A 15,295-nucleotide genomic window follows, 5' to 3' on the forward strand; every position below is an offset into this window, starting at 1 on the left:
GCCGACTGCAACACACTGATGTGGAGATCGCATGGTTCTCGCTGCGGCGACCAACGGGATCCGGCTCGAACTGGGCTGGGTCGACTACTTGATGATCATCGTGTACTTCGCGGTGGTCATCGGCATCGGGTTCACCGCCCGCAAGCAGGTGCGGACGAGCATGGACTTCTTCCTGTCCGGCCGCTCGATGCCGGCGTGGATCACGGGGCTGGCGTTCGTGTCCGCGAACCTCGGCGCGACCGAGATCCTCGGCATGGCCGCGAACGGTGCCCAGATCGGCATGGCGACGCTGCACTACTACCTCATCGGCGCAGTGCCCGCGATGGTGTTCCTCGGGCTCGTGATGATGCCCTTCTACTACGGCTCCAAGGTCCGCTCGGTGCCGGAGTTCATGCTCCGCCGCTTCGGCAAGGCGCCGCACCTGGTGAACTCGATCGCGTTCGCGGTGTCGAACGTGCTCATCGCCGGCATCAACCTCTACGCGATGGCGATCGTCATCGAGGCGATGCTCGGCTGGCCGGAGTGGCTCGCCATCCTGGTGTCCGCCGCGTTCGTGCTCGCGTACATCACCCTCGGTGGCCTGAGCAGCGCGATCTACAACGAGGTCATGCAGTTCTTCGTCATCATCGCCGGCCTCGTGCCGCTGACGATCGTCGGCCTGCACCGTGTCGGCGGCTGGAGCGGCCTGACCGAGGCGATCGAGCAGACCCAGGGCGTGCAGCACCTGCAGACCTGGACCGGCACCGGCATCGGCGACGTCACGAACCCGATCGGGGCGAACTGGCTCGCCATCGTGCTCGGCCTCGGCTTCGTGCTCTCCTTCGGCTACTGGACGACGAACTTCACCGAGGTGCAGCGCGCGTTCTCGGCGAAGAACATGTCGGCGGCCCGCCGGACCCCGCTCATCGCGGCGATCCCGAAGCTCTTCATCCCGTTCATCGTCGTGATCCCGGGCCTGATCGCCGCGGCCGTCGTCGGCAACCAGTTCGCCTCCGGGGAGCTGACGTACAACGACGCGATCCCGAAGCTCATCCAGATGTACCTGCCGACCGGTGTGCTCGGCATCGCGGTCACGGGTCTGCTCGCCTCGTTCATGGCCGGCATGGCGGCGAACGTCTCCTCGTTCAACACCGTCTTCACGTACGACATCTGGCAGCGCTACATCAAGCCGAACATGCCCGACCTGCACTACCTGAAGACCGGCCGCTGGGTCACGGTCGTCGGCGTGGTCGTCGGCATCGGCACGGCCTTCCTCGCCGCGCAGGCCGGCAACATCATGACCTACATGCAGACGCTGTTCTCGTTCTTCAACGCACCGCTCTTCGGCGTCTTCATCCTGGGTCTGCTCTGGAAGCGGATGACCACGCAGGGGGCGCTCTGGGGGTACGTGCTCGGCATCGTCACGCCGACGATCACCTGGATCGCCTACCTGGTGGACCCGTCGCTCTTCTCGACGGCGACCGCCGAGACGATGTACGGCGCGATCATCTCCTTCGTGACGGTGCTCGTCGTCGGTGTGCTCGTCTCGCTCGCCACGAAGCCGAAGGACGTCTCGGAGCTCGGCGGCCTGGTCTACGGCGTCGGCAAGATCGACATGACCGCCGGTGCCGTCGCGACCGACACCGCCTGGTACCGCTCGCCCGCGCTGCTCGGCACGGTCGCGCTCGTGCTGTGCGTCGCCCTCTACCTGCCGTTCCTCTAGGCCCGGACCCGAAGGAGTACTCCCATGCGTGAGGACACCACGAAGCTCACCGCGGAGCAGGCGGCCCTCGTCCGCTCCACCCGCCGACTCGACCTGCGCCGCATCCTCGGCGGCCTGTTCGTGCTCTACGGCGTGATCACCACGATCGTCGGCATCGTCCACTGGGACACCGATCCGCAGAAGACCGGCGGCATCCACATCAACCTCTGGGTCGGGCTCTCGCTGCTCGTCGGCGGGCTGCTCTTCTTCCTGTGGGACCGGTTGAACCCGGTGCCGGCGGAGGACATCGTCGGCCAGGCCGAGGCCGAGGCCGACCAGCGCGCCGCGGGCGAGGGGCGCGAGCGGGCCTGATCCGCAGCCGCCTCCGCGCGGTAGGAGCGGGCGCACCCGATGAGAACGGGCGTACCAGGTCGGATCATTCGACCAGGTACGCCCGCTCTCACCTCCCGCGGCGGGCGGCACAGGAAGGAGTGGGCAGGCGGGAGGCGCTGTGCACTTGACGACGCTGGTCGCCGTTCCTAACATTGACATGTCGGCCGCGTGTTGCTCGGCCGGAAGTGAGCCCCGGATACGCCTGCAGCCAGCGCGGGCCCGGGGTTTCGCGCTGTCCGGGCCTCGCGACTCCGCAGCCGCCGACCTCCACGGCGCTCCGCTCCGCGGTACGTCGGGTTGTCTCAGCGCACGACGACGACCTCTGCGCCGATCTCCTGGTGCAACCCGGACGCGTACGCCCCGCACGCCAGGTCCGCGAGGGCGACCAGGGGCTCGTCGGTCCCTCGGACGTGCTCGTACCGGACGGACCGGCCGATGCCCCGTCGACGCAGGGCGTCGAGCATCGAACGGTCGGCGGCGTCATGCGAGGTGCCTCGCGACTCGAGCACGACGTGCCGCACGCCGCGGGTCTCGAGTTCCCAGACGAGGCGCTCCAAGCACGCTCGTCGTCGCCGCTCTGCACGTGCAGGAGCGCCGTCGTAGCGCACGACCAGGACCGCTGCCGCGACCGCGAGCAGATCCAACCAGGAGATGCGCTGCATCCGCAGCGCCTCGTACCAGTGCAGCTTCCGCATGCGGGAGGGGGTCGCTGACCGGACCGCGTCCCGCGCGGACTCGACCTGGTGCTGCACGACCACCACCGCGGCGAGGACGTAGCTGGTGTGGTCGAGCCCTCCGCCCGGCTCGGACTCGTCGACGTAGGCGCGCTCCATCCGACCAGAGTATGACGTACCAGTGCGCCAGAGCGCGGAACGGTTGCGCTCGACGCGCGGCTGCGCGAGGTTGGTGTCCGACGAAGGGATCCGCCGTGGAACAGATGGTGTTCATCAACCTGCCGGTCGCCGACCTCGACCGGGCGGTCGGCTTCTACGAGGCGCTCGGGTACGCGGTGAACCCCGACTTCACCGACGAGACCGCCGCGTGCATCGTGGTGAGCAGCACCGTGTACGTGATGCTCCTCACCCACGCCAAGTTCCGTGAGTTCACGGACAAGACGATCGCCGACCCGAGCACGATCGAGGTCATCAACTCCCTCAGTGCCGCGTCGAAGGACGAGGTGCACCGCATCGTGGACGCGGCCGTCATGGCCGGCGGGAACGAGGACCGCCCGGAGACCGATCACGGCTCGATGTACCAGCGGAGCTTCACCGACCCGGACGGCCACCGGTGGGAGTACGTCTGGATGGACCAGTCGGCGATGACCGACGGGGACGACCAGGAGTGACGTCCCTGTCGGTGCCGTCGGCCATGATGGAGCCGTGCGCACCGACCTGACCACGACCCCCGACGGCCTGGTGACGGGGGACGACGGACTTGCACGACCGGCTTGGGCCGCGAGCGATGCGATGCTCCGCGAGTACTACGACACCGAGTGGGGCATGCCGGTGCACGACGAGCGCGGCGTGTTCGAGCGGTTGTCGCTCGAGGCGTTCCAGTCGGGGCTGTCCTGGCGCACGATCCTGGCGAAGCGACCGGCGTTCCGCGCAGCGTTCGCCGACTTCGACCCGGACGTCGTCACGACCTTCGGCGACGACGACGTCGAGCGGCTGATGGCGGACGCCGGCATCGTCCGGAACCGGGCGAAGATCCGTGCCACGATCACGAACGCGGCCGCGACGATCGCCCTGCGCGCCGACGGCGGACTCGCCGACCTCGTGTGGTCCTTCCGGCCGGAGGAGACACCGGCGCCGCGGACGATCGCAGAGGTCCCGACGACGAGCGACGAGTCGGTCGCCCTGTCCAAGACGCTCCGGAAGCGCGGGTTCGTCTTCGTCGGGCCCACGACGATGCACGCGCTGATGGAGGCACTGGGCATCGTCGACACGCACCTGGTCGGCAGCCACCGGCGCGGGTCGTCCGGCGTCTGGGGCTGAGGAGCCCGCGCTCAGTCGAGCGGGAGCTGCATCTGCGTCGCGGTGACGCGGTAGCCGAGCGAGGCGTACAGGTCCTGCGCGCCGACGTTGTAGCCGAAGACGTTCAACCCGATGCTCGTGGCGCCGTGCTCGCGGGCGACCCGCTGTCCGGCCTCGAGCGCCCGCCGGGCGTGCCCGCGGCGACGGTGCTGCTCGTCGACCTCGACGTCGAACACCCACCACTCGGTGCTGCCGGACGAGAACGGTCCGATCCAGAGGTACCCGACGATCGCGTCCGTGTCGTCGACGAGGTCCCAGACGAAGTGGTCGGGCAGGGGTGAGCCGTCCGGGAACCACTGGTCGAGCGACCGCTGCTTGTTCGCCTCGGCCTGCTCGCGGGTCTCGCCGGCACGCATCCGCGAGTCGACGTACTCCGCCATCGTGCGGTCCAGCCAGGCCGGGAGGCGCGTGGTCGGCATCGGGACGAGCCGTGTGTCCGTCATCGGTTGCCCTTCGAGCCGCGCTTCGGCTTGCCGTTGCCCAGTCGCTGGGTCCCGGGGCGTCCGGACCCGCGGGGCTTGCGGGCACCCTTGCCGCCCGCCTTGCCGCCGGAGGCCTGCTTCGCGGTGGCCTTGCCGCCGCCGGAGCGAGCGCTGCCGCCGGAGCCGCGACCGGCGCCGGAGCCGCCGCGCGCCCCGCGCGAGCCGTCGTCGGCGGCGCTCGTCGTGCCTCCCGGCCGGTCGGCCGCGTTCCGCGAGCTGTTGGCGGTCCGGCCGCGCACGACGCCGATGAACTCCTCGGTGGTGTCCGAGGCGTCGGCGTCGCGCCAGACGAGGGCGATCCGGGTCCCCGCCGCGCCGTCGAGGGGCTTCGCCACCAGGTCCTTGCGGCTGGCGGCGCGGAAGAGGGACTGCGGGAGCACCACGACGCCGACGTTCGCCTCGACGAGGTCTAGGGCGGCGGACACGTCCTCCGGCACCGGGCCTGCGTCGACGACGTGCACGTCCGTCAGGTCGGCCTCGGTCACGACGTCGGCCGAGGCGAGGGGGCCGTCCTTCGGCATCGCGACGACGGCGGTCTCGGTCCACAGCGGGATGGCGTTGAGGTGTGCGCCGACGGGCATCCGGGCGAAGGCCATGTCCGCCTCGCCGGTGAGTGCCTGGTCGACGTCGGTGGGACCGATCGGCAGCAGGCCGAGCTCGGCGTCCGGGAAGCGTTCCCGCCAGACCCGGACCCACTTCGCGGGGGAGACCCCCGGGACGAAGGCGATGGTGAGGGCCGCGGTCATGCAACCGAGTGTAGGGGCCGTACCCTGGTACCCATGGCGCAGGAACAGACGATGAAGCCCGAGACGGCTGCGAAGAAGCTCGGCATCCTGCTGGCGGCAGCCCCGGAGTCGTTCCGCGCGGAGCCGGTCACCCGGACCGCCTTCGACGAGCTCCGGACGCAGCCGCCGGCGTGGCTCGAGGAACTCCGTCGCGAGGGGCCGCACCCGCGCCCGGTCGTCGCCCAGAAGCTCGGCGTGTCGATCTCCGGGTTGGTGCGCGCCGGCGTCGAGGAGCCCCTGACCACCGCCGAGATCAAGGCGCTGCTGCAGGAGATGCCGGAGTGGCTGGTGCGCGAGCGTGCGACCCAGGCCGAGGTGCACGCCGAGAACGCCCGTGTGAAGCAGGAGCGCGCCGACAAGGCCGCTGCCCGCGCCCAGGACTGACCGACCGGGAGCACCCCGGACGCCGCTCGCCATGACCGCCGTGCACGAGACCGTCGCCGACGCGATGCTCGTCGTGCCGCAGTTCGCGTCGGTGTGCTGCATCGTGGGGGACCGCTACCGTCCCCGCCCCGGCGTGATCGTCCCCGCGGCCGTGATGCTCGTGGCGATGGTGCTGCCCGTCGTCCAGGCCGGTGCCTCGTGGACGCTCCTCGCGGCCGCCGTCCTGCTGCTCCTGGCGCCGCTGCCCGTGCTGCGCCGCCGTCGGCCGGACGGGCGCCGGGCGGAACCGATGGACGTGCACCGGGCACTGTCCTCGGTCGTGATGGCCGGCATGCTGCTGATGGGGCACGCCACCGGTCTGACCGACGGACACGCGGGCCACGGGATCGCGCTCTCCGTGGTCCTCGGCGCCGGGGTGATCGGCTACTGCGGGTTCAGCGGCTGGCTGCTCCGGTACGAGTGGGCGCGCGAGGACCGTCGTGCGGTCCGCAGCGGCGAGGTCTTCGCCATGACGGTCGCCGTCGTCGGGATGACCCTGGCGATGTAGCACAGCCGACGCGCGCGACGATGGAGCCCCGGCGCCGTCCGGCGGTAACGTTCGGGGCGTGTCCGACCGAACCGTCCGTCGCCCCGTCAGCACGCCGCGCCTCGACGAGGTCGACGAGCGCATCCTCTGGACCCTGGCGGCCGACGCCCGGATCCCGAACAACCGGCTGGCCGCCGCGGTCGGGATCGCGCCCTCGACCTGTCTGACCCGGGTGCGCGCGCTCGAGGACGCCGGCATCATCCGCGGCTACCGCGCTGACGTCGACGTCGCCGGGCTCGGGTTCGCGATCGAGGCGATGGTGTCCGTCCGCGTCCACGCCGCCGCCCGGCACGAGCTCCGCGACTTCGCGAAGCGCCTGCTCCGGGTGCCCGTCGTGCAGGACGTCTCGTTCCTCGCCGGCGACAAGGACTTCCTGGTGCACATCGCGTGCACCTCCACCGAGCAGCTGCGGGACTTCGTCGCCGACGAGTTGAGCGGGGACCCGGCGGTGGCGACGACGCAGACCAACATCGTCTTCGAGCGGCTCGTCGCGGACCGGGCGAACCAGGGGCGGTCGTTCGACGAGCTCCGCCGCTGGCGCGCCTGATCGGAGCGGCGCTCCACCGGCGGAGCGCCCGTCTAGCGCGTGCGCGTCATCGGGACGTGCGGGATGGCGTCCTCGAGGAAGTCGTCACCGGAGCGCACGAAGCCGAAGCGGCCGTACCACTGCTCGAGGTGCGCCTGCGCGTTGATCGCGATCGACGACGACCGCGACTCGGCGATCGCCGCCTCCATGAGCTGCGCCCCGAGCCCCTGCGACCGGGCGTGCCGGGCGGTGGCGACGCGGCCGATCCGCTCGGTCCCGTCGTCCTCGCGGAGGAGTCGGAGTGTCGCGTCCACCGAGCCCTGACCGGCCCAGAACTGCACCGTGCCCGGCTCGAGGTCACGCCCGTCGATGTCCGGGTAGGCGCACTCCTGCTCGACGACGAACACGTCCTGTCGGAGCCGCAGGATCTCGTGCAGCGTCACGATGTCGAGGTTGCGCGTCGGGGCGGAGAAGATCGAGACCACGTGCGGCCTTTCCTGAGAATTTCTCCCTGAACCGGTTCCGGTCCGGGATCGATCGGCGTACAGTGCCGGTCAACCACTCTACGTGCGCAGCCGAGATCAGGAGGTGAGCGCATGGACCAGCCGTTGCGCGACCCCTGGCGCGCGCTGCTCCGGACCGCCCTGGTGGGCGTCGGGGTCGCCGCTGCGCTCGTGCTGCTCTCGCTGCTGCTCGGCGCCCGTCCGGCCGCCGCAGCCGAGGGTGCCCCGCAGCAGCGCGGGCTGGTCGGTGGGCTGGTCCAGGACGTCGGTGGGACCGTCCAGGGCGTGACGCAGGGCGTCGGCGGGGTCGTCGACAGCGCCGTCGCGCCCGTCCGCGGTGCCGTCACCCCGCCCGCCGCCGCTCCGGTGCCCGCGGCTCCGGTCCCCGCCGCCCCCGCTCCTGCAGCGGCTGCGCCGGTCCCGGCTGCACCGGCACCTGTGCCGGCTCCGGTGCCGACGCGGCCCGCTCCGGCGGCGCCGCCGGTGCAGCCGGCCGCACCGGTCGTCCCGGCGGCACCGCCGGCGCAGCACACCGGGACGTCGACGCCCGCTCCGCAGCAGGCGGCACCGGTCCCGACCGGCACCGCCGCGAGCCCGGCCACGTCGACGACGGACGGTGCGACGAGCGCGGTGAGCAGTGCCTCCCGGCCGCTCACCGACACCCTGACCGGCGTCGTCCGGCCCGTCACCGAGACGGTGCAGTCGGTCACCGACGCACGGCCCGTCTCCGGCGTCGTCGGCACCGTGGACACGGTGGTCGGCGCGCTCCCGGTGACGCGGGAACTGCTCGGCGACGACACCCTCGGCACCGTCACCCGCCCGGTCACCGGTGTCGTCGACGACGTGGTCGACGTCGTCGGGACGACCGTCGGCGTGCTGCCGGGGACGGTCGAGCAGGTCGTCGCGCCCGTCGAGGACGCGCTCCCGGTCCTGCCACTGCCCGTCGGGCCGGTCCTGCCGGTCCCGCTGCCGCCCCTCCTGCCGGGAGGCGCGCTGCCCGTTCCCGGGACCACGCCGGTCCCGGTGGGCGGTCCGGTCGAGCAGCCCGTGGGCACCCCGCTGCAGACGACCGGCCCCGGCGCACCGACGACGGACGCTCCGGTGGTCCTCGGAGCGCCGACGACGGCGCCGGCCGCCGCCGCGCTCGTCGGTGCTCCGACCAGCGATCGCGCCGGGGCCGTGACCGTGGTCGCTGCCGCACCCGCGATCGCGCCGGTCGCGGCGACGGTCGGCGGCGCGGCACTGCTCGTCCCGGCGGACGGTGACGGCCACGAGGGCCTCCCGTCCGGTCCGGGCACCTCCGGGACCACCGGCGGTTCCGCCTCCGGTTCCGCCGGCGCTGCGCCCGTCGGGGTCGACGGCACGTCCGGCGTCCTGTTCTCCCTCGCCGCGGGGTCACGCGGCACCCTCGCCGACGACGTGGTCCCCACCTCCGTCGTCGGCGACCACGACGTCGCTCCTGACTGAGATCGGTGCGCCTGTCCGGCACGGCAGGCCCGCACCACCCGACCGCCATCGCGGTCGGACGACAGATCTCGATCAGTGAGGAACGAACGACCATGAACAAGTACGTCTCGAGAGGGCTCTGGTTCACCCTCTTCGTCGGCGGCCTGACGCTCGGAGGGGCGTGCGCGGCGAACGCTGCGACGACCTCCGGTGACGACGGCCTCCTGTCCGGCACCCAGGTCGCTCCGGCGATCAGCGCGCCGGTGTCCGCCGCCGGGAACGCCCTCGGGGTGCTCGGCGACGCCGTCTCCACCGCCCCGGCCGCTGCGCCCGTCGCTGCTCCTGCTCCGGCCCCCGCTCCGGCGGCTCCGGTCACCTCGGGATCGGACGGCATCGCGTCCGGTACCCAGGTGGCACCCGTCGTCACGGCGCCGGTCCAGGCGACCGGGAACGCGGTCGGCGTCGCGGGCGACGCAGCGGCGACCGCCCCGGCACCTGCTCCCGCCCCGGCACCGGCTCCCGCTCCGGCGCCGACGACGTCCGGCTCGGACGGAGTCGCGTCGGGGACGCAGGTCGTCGGTGACGTCACCGCTCCGGTGACGGTCTCCGGCAACGCCGTCGGGGTCGCGGGCGACGCATCGGCTGCTCCGGCGTCCGCGCCGGTCGCGGCCACGAGCAGCCCCGCGCCCACGGCGCCGGCCGCGGAGCCGGCGACGTCCGGATCGGACGGCATCGCGTCCGGGACGCAGGTCGCTCCGGTCGTGTCCGTCCCGGTGACGGTCACCGGCAACGGCATCGGCGTCCTCGGCGACGGCTCGGCGACGGGGACGGCGCCGACCGCCGGCACCGGTGCGGGTGCGACCCCGACCGCGGGTGGCACGACGTCGGGTGACGACGCGGTGCTCGGTGGCACGCAGGTGTCGCCGGTCGTGGACCTGCCGATCACGATCGGTGGGAACGGCATCGGCGTCCCCGGCGACGGCACGAGCACCACGACGCCCGGCACCGGCACCGGTACCGGCACGGGCACGGGTTCGACCCCGGCGACGGGTGGCACGACGTCGGGTGACGACGGCGTGGGCTCCGGCACACAGGTCGCCCCGGTCGTGTCCGTCCCGGTGACGATCGGTGGGAACGGCATCGGCGTCGTCGGCGACGGCACGAGCACCACGACGCCCGGCACCGGCACCGGTACCGGCACGGGCACGGGTTCGACCCCGGCGACGGGTGGCACGACGTCGGGTGACGACGGCGTGGGCTCCGGCACGCAGGTCGCCCCGGTCGTGTCCGTCCCGGTGACGATCGGTGGGAACGGCATCGGCGTCGTCGGCGACGGCACGAGCACCGCGACCCCGGGCAGTGGCACGGGCACGGGATCGGGCACGGCCCCGAGCGCAGGCGGCACGACCTCCGGCGACGGCGGTCTGCTCGGTGGGACGCAGGTGATCCCCGTCATCAGCGTGCCGATCACCATCGGCGGGAACGGCATCGGCATCGTCGGTGACGGCACCAGCACCACGGACCCGGGCACGACGCCGGGCACCGACCCCGGCACGGACCCGGGCACCGACCCGGGCACCGACCCGGGCACGGACCCCGGTACCGACCCCGGTACGGACCCCGGTGCCGACCCGGGCACGGACCCCGGTACCGACCCGGGTACCGACCCCGGTACCGACCCGGGCACGGACCCGGGTACGGACCCCGGCACGACCGTGCCCGGCGACACCACCCCCGGCACCTCGGAGCCGGGCGTGACCACGGTCCCGGTCGCGACCACGGACGTCACCGCGGCCGGCGCGGTCGTGGCGACCAGTGCCTCCCGGCCGACCGCGTCGGCGACGACGGCTGCGGTGACCGCTCCTGCGGGGGCGACGCAGCCCGAGCTCGCCTACACCGGAGCCGGCTCGCAGACGGTCCCCGCGGGCATCGCGTTCCTGCTCCTGCTCCTGGGAGCCGGGGTGCTCGCGCTCCGGAAGCGCACCGCCTGACACCAGGGGGTGGAGGGGCGTCGTCCGCGGCGCCCCTCCTCCCCGTGTCCGCCCATCGGCCGCCGCTTTGGAGCGACTGGAGCTTCCCTGGGAGCACTCGGTGGCCAACCTGAGCGCAGTGGAAGCGCTTCCGAGGCTGTGCGGCAGCGCTGCGGGGCCACGATGAACCCGTGCTCCACGAACTCCTCCGCGTCCCGATCACCGGCAGCAGTCTGCTCGTCCCGGTGTACGTCATCGCAGCCCTCCTCGCCGGCTGGGCCCTGGTCGGTCCGCTGCACGAGCGGCACCGTCTGCGTCGCGCCGCGGTCCGGGTCGGCGGCGCCGCGGTCGGCGCGGCGATCGGCCTCGTCGCGGTGTGGTGGACGGGTGACGTGCAGGACGACTTCGGCGTGCAGTTCACCCCCGTCACCCGGATGTGGATCGCCTTCGCGTTCGCCGGTGTGGCGCTGCTGCTCGTCGTGGCGGTGCAGGGCGGGTGGCTCGCACGCGTCCTCGCCGTCGCAGCCGCCGGCGCACTCGTGCTGTCGGCGGGACTCGGCGTCAACGTGGACTTCGGGTTCTACAAGAACATCGAGCAGGCCATCGCGACCAACCCGTACCGGACCAGGGACCTCCCGGTCCTGGCGGACCAGCCGTCGTCGCAGCCCGAGGTCGACGCCGCGGACTGGCACGCTCCCGCCGGCATGCCGACGAAGGGCGAGACGATCAGCGTGTCGATCCCGGGCAAGGTCTCGCACTTCCGAGCACGCAAGGCGGTGGTCTGGCTCCCGCCGGCGGCGCAGGTCGCGGATCCGCCTCGCCTGCCCGTGCTCGTCGCGCTCTCGGGGCAGCCCGGACAGCCGGCCGACATGTTCCAGACCGGAGACCTCGGGAGCTTCCTCGACCGCTACGCGGCGGCCCACGACGGGCTCGCGCCGATCGTCGTCTCGCCGGACCAGCTCGGGGCGCCGAACCGCAACCCGATGTGCGTGGACTCCCGACGCCTCGGCCGGAGCGCGACCTACGTGATGACCGACACGGTCGACTGGATCGAACACCACCTGCCGGTCGCCAGCGGCCCCGGCGCCTGGGGCATCACCGGGTTCTCACAGGGCGCGACCTGCGCGATGCAGTTCTCCACCGAGCACCCCGACGTCTTCGGCTCGGCGCTGGCGATCTCCAGCGAGCTCGCCCCCGTCACGGGCAACGCGCACACGAGCACCGCGCTGGCCTTCGGCGGGTCGGCCGCCGCGTACCGCGCTGCGGCACCGGTCGCGATCATGGCGGCACACGGACCGTACCGTGACCACCTCACCGTCTTCGGTTACGGTTCGGAGGACGCCCCCTACCGGGCGTCGACCGAGACCCTGCACGCCGCAGCGGTCCGTGCGGGCATGCAGACGCAGGTCATCGTGTCGCCGGGATCGGCACACGACTGGAACACCGTCCGCTACGTGCTCGCGCACGGACTGCCCGTCGTCCTGGCGCACCTCGGTCTCCCGCAACAGGAGGGTGCGCTGTGAGCAGGACCACGTCAGGAGTGACCGCCGTGTGGTCGCGGATCGTCAGGTCGGTCCGGCGCTACCCGGTCACCGCCGTCGTCTTCGTCCTCGTGCTCCTCACCTCGGTCGGGGGACTCGTCGCCCGCGTCGTCGCCCGCACCGCGACCCTCGACGCCGTGCCCCTCAGTCCGTTCCGCGTCTTCGCGGTGACGACCGGTGTCGTGGCGCTCGTCCTCACCCTGGTCGGGGTCGTCGTGCTCGTCGGAGCGTCGGAGCGACTCATGGGCGGACGCCGGACCGTCCTCGCGTTCGTCGTGACGACCGTCGTCGGGACCGGGCTCGGCGCCCTGACGGCGCTCGTCGACCAGGACGGGCGCCAGGTCGGGAGCCTGCTGCTCGGCCGCGCCACGAGCTTCGACCCCTGGACCGCCCTGGTCGGCACGATCGTGACCGCGAGCGCGTTCGCCGGCCCGCTCTGGCGCCGACGCATCCGGGTCAACGCCGTGGCCGTGGTCGCCGCGCTGCTGCTCTACGCCGGACACGCCTCCGACCTGTACGCCGCGCTCGCGACGGCGGCCGGGTGGCTGCTCGGCGACCTGCTCCGGCGCGGTCCCGCCCGCCTCGGCTGGACCAGGAGCTCGCACCGCGAGACACGCGTCCTGCTCGGCACCGTGGTGCTGGTGTCCGCCGTCGGCCCGGTGATCGCACTCGTGTCCCGTGCCCGCGTGGGGCTCCTCGCCCCGCTCGCGGCCGTCGTCGGCACCGGTCCGGTCACCCCCGTGCACGGCTGCCGTGCCGACAGCGCGTCGGGCGAGTGCCTCCGCGGACTGCTGGCGTACCGGGCGACCGATCCGTGGACGCTCGTGCTCGCGGTGGCGCCGCTCCTCGTGCTCCTCGTCGCCGGACTCGGCCTCTTCCGGGGGAGCCGGTTCGCGGTGTGGCTCGCGGTGGTCGTCGACGTCGTGCTCGCCGTCGCGGCCGCCGTGACCTACGGACTCCTGCCCGCCGGAGCGGCAGCGCTCCACGGTGCCGAGAACCGCTTCGTGGTCACCGTCTCGGTGGTCGCGTCCGTGGTCGTGCCGCTCGCGACGGCCCTCGTGCTCGTGCTGCTCCGCCGGTCCTTCACGGTGCTGCCCGCACGCCGACGCGTCGTGACCTTCGCCGTCGTGGTCCTCGTCGCGCTCGTCGTCGTGACGACCGTCGTGCTCGTCACCGCGGCGTCGACCCGGGAGACCGTCGCCGATCCGTTCCGCCTCGTCGTCGCGGCGCTCGGCCCGCTGTCGCCCGTGGTGTTCTGGGACCGGCTGGCCTCGCTCGACCCGGCACTCCGCTTCGTGCTCGGCGCCGCGGGCCCGGTGCTCTGGCTGGTCGTCGCCGGCGCCGCCGTCCGTCCCACGGGTGCTGTCGAGCCGGACGCGGACGCGGACGGACTGCGCGAGAGCCGACTCCGTGCCCGCACCCTGCTCGAGGCCGCCGGCGGGGACACCTTCGGGTGGATGACGACCTGGCAGGGCAACGCCTACTGGTTCAGCGAGGACGGGCGCGCCGGCGTCGCGTTCCGCCGGAACGGCCGGGTCGCGGTGACGGTCGGCGGCCCCTTCGGGTGGCCCGACGCCCGCGACGCGGCGATGGTCGACTTCGCCCGGTGGTGCGACGACAACGGCTGGACGGCCGTCTTCTACGGGATCGGCACCGAGGCCGCCGGCACCCTCACGGCGCAGGGCTGGGAGACGCTGCCGGTCGCGGAGGACGCCGACCTCGACCCGCGCACCTGGACCACGAGCGGCAAGAAGAAGCAGGACGTCCGCACCGCCGTCAACAAGGCGGACCGTGAGGGCATCACCGCGCTGTGGTCGTCGTGGCAGGACCTGCCCCCGGCGACGGTGCGGCAGATCGAGGCGATCTCCGAGGAGTGGGTCTCCGAGCGAGAGCTCCCCGAGATGGGCTTCACGCTCGGCGGCATCGACGAGATGCGGGACCCCGCGGTGCGGACGCTCGTCGCGCTCGACCCCGAGGGGACCGTCCTCGCCGTCACGAGCTGGCTGCCGAGCCACCGCGCCGGCAGGGTGGTCGGGTGGACGCTCGACGTGATGCGCCGGACGAACGCGGCCCCGAACGGCGTGATGGAGTTCCTGGTCGCGAGCGCCGCACAGCGGATGCGCGACGACGGGGTGGAGCGCCTCAGCCTGTCCGCCGCGCCGCTCGCGCAGTCCGCCGAGGGTGCCCCCGCCGCCGAGGGCGTGCAGGACCTGCTCGACCTGGTCGGCGGTGTCCTCGAGCCCGTCTACGGCTTCCGGTCGCTGCTGCGGTTCAAGGCGAAGTTCGGGCCGGAGCTGCACCCGCTGGTGCTCGCCTACCCGGACCCGGTGGCGCTCCCGGCGATCGGGGTCGCCGTCGTGCGGGCCTACCTGCCGGACCTGTCGCTGCGGCAGGCGGTCGCGCTGGTGCGCGGGCGGAGCTGACGTCGCGGGACGCCGGCGTCGACACGGGACGCCGGCGTCGTCGGAGGTGCCGGTCGATCGGCAGGACGCCGGCGTCCGAGCGCGACGCCTGGGGCCGCGCGAGACGCCGCCCGATCCGGCGGCGTCTAGCGGCGTCCGCGGCGTCGCACGCCGACGCCGGCGTCTCGTGGCGGCTTCCGGCGACGCGGCGCACCACAGGACGGACGGGAGGCGCGCCACGGCCCCGCCACGTGCCTCCCGTCCGTCCCGTGGCCGGTGGCGTCCGCGGTCCCGTCACACGACGCAACGGCGCCGGGCGCACGGTCGGGGGCGTGGGGTATCGTTCGGGGTACGCAAGCGCTCCGGGGTCGGTGCAAGTCCGAACCGGTGGTGACAGTCCACGAGCTGACGACGGGTGCGAACCCGACCGATGCTGACCCGGTGGGATTCCGGGACCGACGGTGAGAGTCCGGATGGGAGGAAGCGCTGGCGGACAGGACACGTCCGTACCCGGACGCGCCCGGTCCGTCGATGCCGACGATCGTCGAGCACCCCCGGAGTCC

The 15,295-nt window shown here is 73.1% G+C and carries 15 protein-coding genes and 1 riboswitch; of the genes, 11 read left to right on the forward strand and 4 right to left on the reverse strand.

The genetic code is table 11. The annotated features are described in order from the left end of the window. Positions 1-31 precede the first annotated feature (31 nt). Both QUG98_RS10990 and QUG98_RS10995 read left to right on the forward strand, forming a co-directional pair. The gene (locus QUG98_RS10990; RefSeq protein WP_289470572.1) at positions 32-1,702 is read left to right on the forward strand and encodes a sodium:solute symporter family protein; all 1,671 of its coding nucleotides are present in this window, start codon (positions 32-34) and stop codon (positions 1,700-1,702) included. Positions 1,703-1,726: 24 nt separating this feature from the next. Beyond that, positions 1,727-2,053 carry a hypothetical protein gene (locus QUG98_RS10995; RefSeq protein WP_289470573.1) on the forward strand — a complete coding sequence of 109 codons (327 nt, stop codon included), beginning with the start codon at positions 1,727-1,729 and terminating at the stop codon, positions 2,051-2,053. A 323-nt stretch (positions 2,054-2,376) separates the two neighbouring features. On the opposite strand, the gene QUG98_RS11000 is transcribed toward QUG98_RS10995, so the two are convergent. Next, positions 2,377-2,907 carry a DUF3800 domain-containing protein gene (locus QUG98_RS11000; protein ID WP_289470574.1) on the reverse strand — a complete coding sequence of 177 codons (531 nt, stop codon included), beginning with the start codon at positions 2,905-2,907 and terminating at the stop codon, positions 2,377-2,379. 104 nt (positions 2,908-3,011) lie between these two features. On the opposite strand from QUG98_RS11000, the gene QUG98_RS11005 reads away from it, so the two are divergent. Continuing rightward, entirely contained in the window at positions 3,012-3,419 is a 408-nt protein-coding gene (locus QUG98_RS11005; RefSeq protein ID WP_289470668.1) for a VOC family protein, read from the forward strand. 34 nt (positions 3,420-3,453) lie between these two features. Next, positions 3,454-4,068, forward strand: a complete 615-nt coding sequence (locus tag QUG98_RS11010) for a DNA-3-methyladenine glycosylase I (protein ID WP_289470575.1) — start codon at positions 3,454-3,456, stop codon at positions 4,066-4,068. Positions 4,069-4,079: 11 nt separating this feature from the next. Here the strand turns inward: QUG98_RS11010 and QUG98_RS11015 are convergent, their stop codons facing one another. Together QUG98_RS11015 and QUG98_RS11020 are read right to left on the reverse strand one after the other, a co-directional pair. Next, positions 4,080-4,550: a GNAT family N-acetyltransferase gene (locus tag QUG98_RS11015; protein ID WP_289470577.1), complete on the reverse strand. Its 471-nt coding sequence runs from the start codon at positions 4,548-4,550 to the stop codon at positions 4,080-4,082. Continuing rightward, positions 4,547-5,335: a LysR family transcriptional regulator substrate-binding protein gene (locus QUG98_RS11020; protein WP_289470578.1), complete on the reverse strand. Its 789-nt coding sequence runs from the start codon at positions 5,333-5,335 to the stop codon at positions 4,547-4,549. Before QUG98_RS11020 ends, QUG98_RS11015 begins: the two co-directional genes overlap by 4 nt. Before the next feature lie 33 nt (positions 5,336-5,368). On the opposite strand from QUG98_RS11020, the gene QUG98_RS11025 reads away from it, so the two are divergent. From QUG98_RS11025 to QUG98_RS11035, 3 genes are read left to right on the forward strand one after another with little or no spacing between them, the layout of a single operon-like run. Further along, complete coding sequence (locus QUG98_RS11025) at positions 5,369-5,758, forward strand: DUF5997 family protein (RefSeq protein ID WP_058729189.1); 390 nt, start codon at positions 5,369-5,371, stop codon at positions 5,756-5,758. A 31-nt stretch (positions 5,759-5,789) separates the two neighbouring features. Continuing rightward, a complete protein-coding gene (locus QUG98_RS11030) occupies positions 5,790-6,305 on the forward strand; it encodes a hypothetical protein (RefSeq protein ID WP_137767817.1) in 516 nt (171 codons plus the stop codon). Positions 6,306-6,363: 58 nt separating this feature from the next. Then, the gene (locus QUG98_RS11035; protein ID WP_289470579.1) at positions 6,364-6,891 is read left to right on the forward strand and encodes an Lrp/AsnC family transcriptional regulator; all 528 of its coding nucleotides are present in this window, start codon (positions 6,364-6,366) and stop codon (positions 6,889-6,891) included. 32 nt (positions 6,892-6,923) lie between these two features. Here QUG98_RS11035 and QUG98_RS11040 read toward each other — a convergent pair whose 3' ends face one another. Continuing rightward, complete coding sequence (locus tag QUG98_RS11040) at positions 6,924-7,355, reverse strand: GNAT family N-acetyltransferase (protein ID WP_126892230.1); 432 nt, start codon at positions 7,353-7,355, stop codon at positions 6,924-6,926. Between the two features lie 111 nt (positions 7,356-7,466). Here QUG98_RS11040 and QUG98_RS11045 point away from each other — a divergent pair, with 111 nt between their 5' ends. From QUG98_RS11045 to QUG98_RS11060, 4 genes are all read left to right on the forward strand, one after another. Continuing rightward, entirely contained in the window at positions 7,467-8,840 is a 1,374-nt protein-coding gene (locus QUG98_RS11045) for a hypothetical protein (RefSeq protein WP_289470580.1), read from the forward strand. 92 nt (positions 8,841-8,932) lie between these two features. After that, on the forward strand, positions 8,933-10,810 hold the full coding sequence (locus QUG98_RS11050) for a hypothetical protein (RefSeq protein ID WP_289470581.1): 1,878 nt from the start codon (positions 8,933-8,935) through the stop codon (positions 10,808-10,810). Between the two features lie 170 nt (positions 10,811-10,980). Next, positions 10,981-12,312: an alpha/beta hydrolase gene (locus QUG98_RS11055; protein ID WP_289470582.1), complete on the forward strand. Its 1,332-nt coding sequence runs from the start codon at positions 10,981-10,983 to the stop codon at positions 12,310-12,312. Further along, positions 12,309-14,753 (forward strand): bifunctional lysylphosphatidylglycerol flippase/synthetase MprF, encoded by a 2,445-nt coding sequence (locus QUG98_RS11060; RefSeq protein WP_289470583.1) that lies wholly within the window; start codon positions 12,309-12,311, stop codon positions 14,751-14,753. The genes QUG98_RS11055 and QUG98_RS11060 overlap by 4 nt, the downstream gene beginning before the upstream one ends. Before the next feature lie 334 nt (positions 14,754-15,087). Next, positions 15,088-15,221, forward strand: a riboswitch (FMN riboswitch). Positions 15,222-15,295: the final 74 nt, after the last annotated feature.

Source organism: Curtobacterium subtropicum, assembly GCF_030362975.1.
Lineage (GTDB): Bacteria > Actinomycetota > Actinomycetes > Actinomycetales > Microbacteriaceae > Curtobacterium > Curtobacterium subtropicum.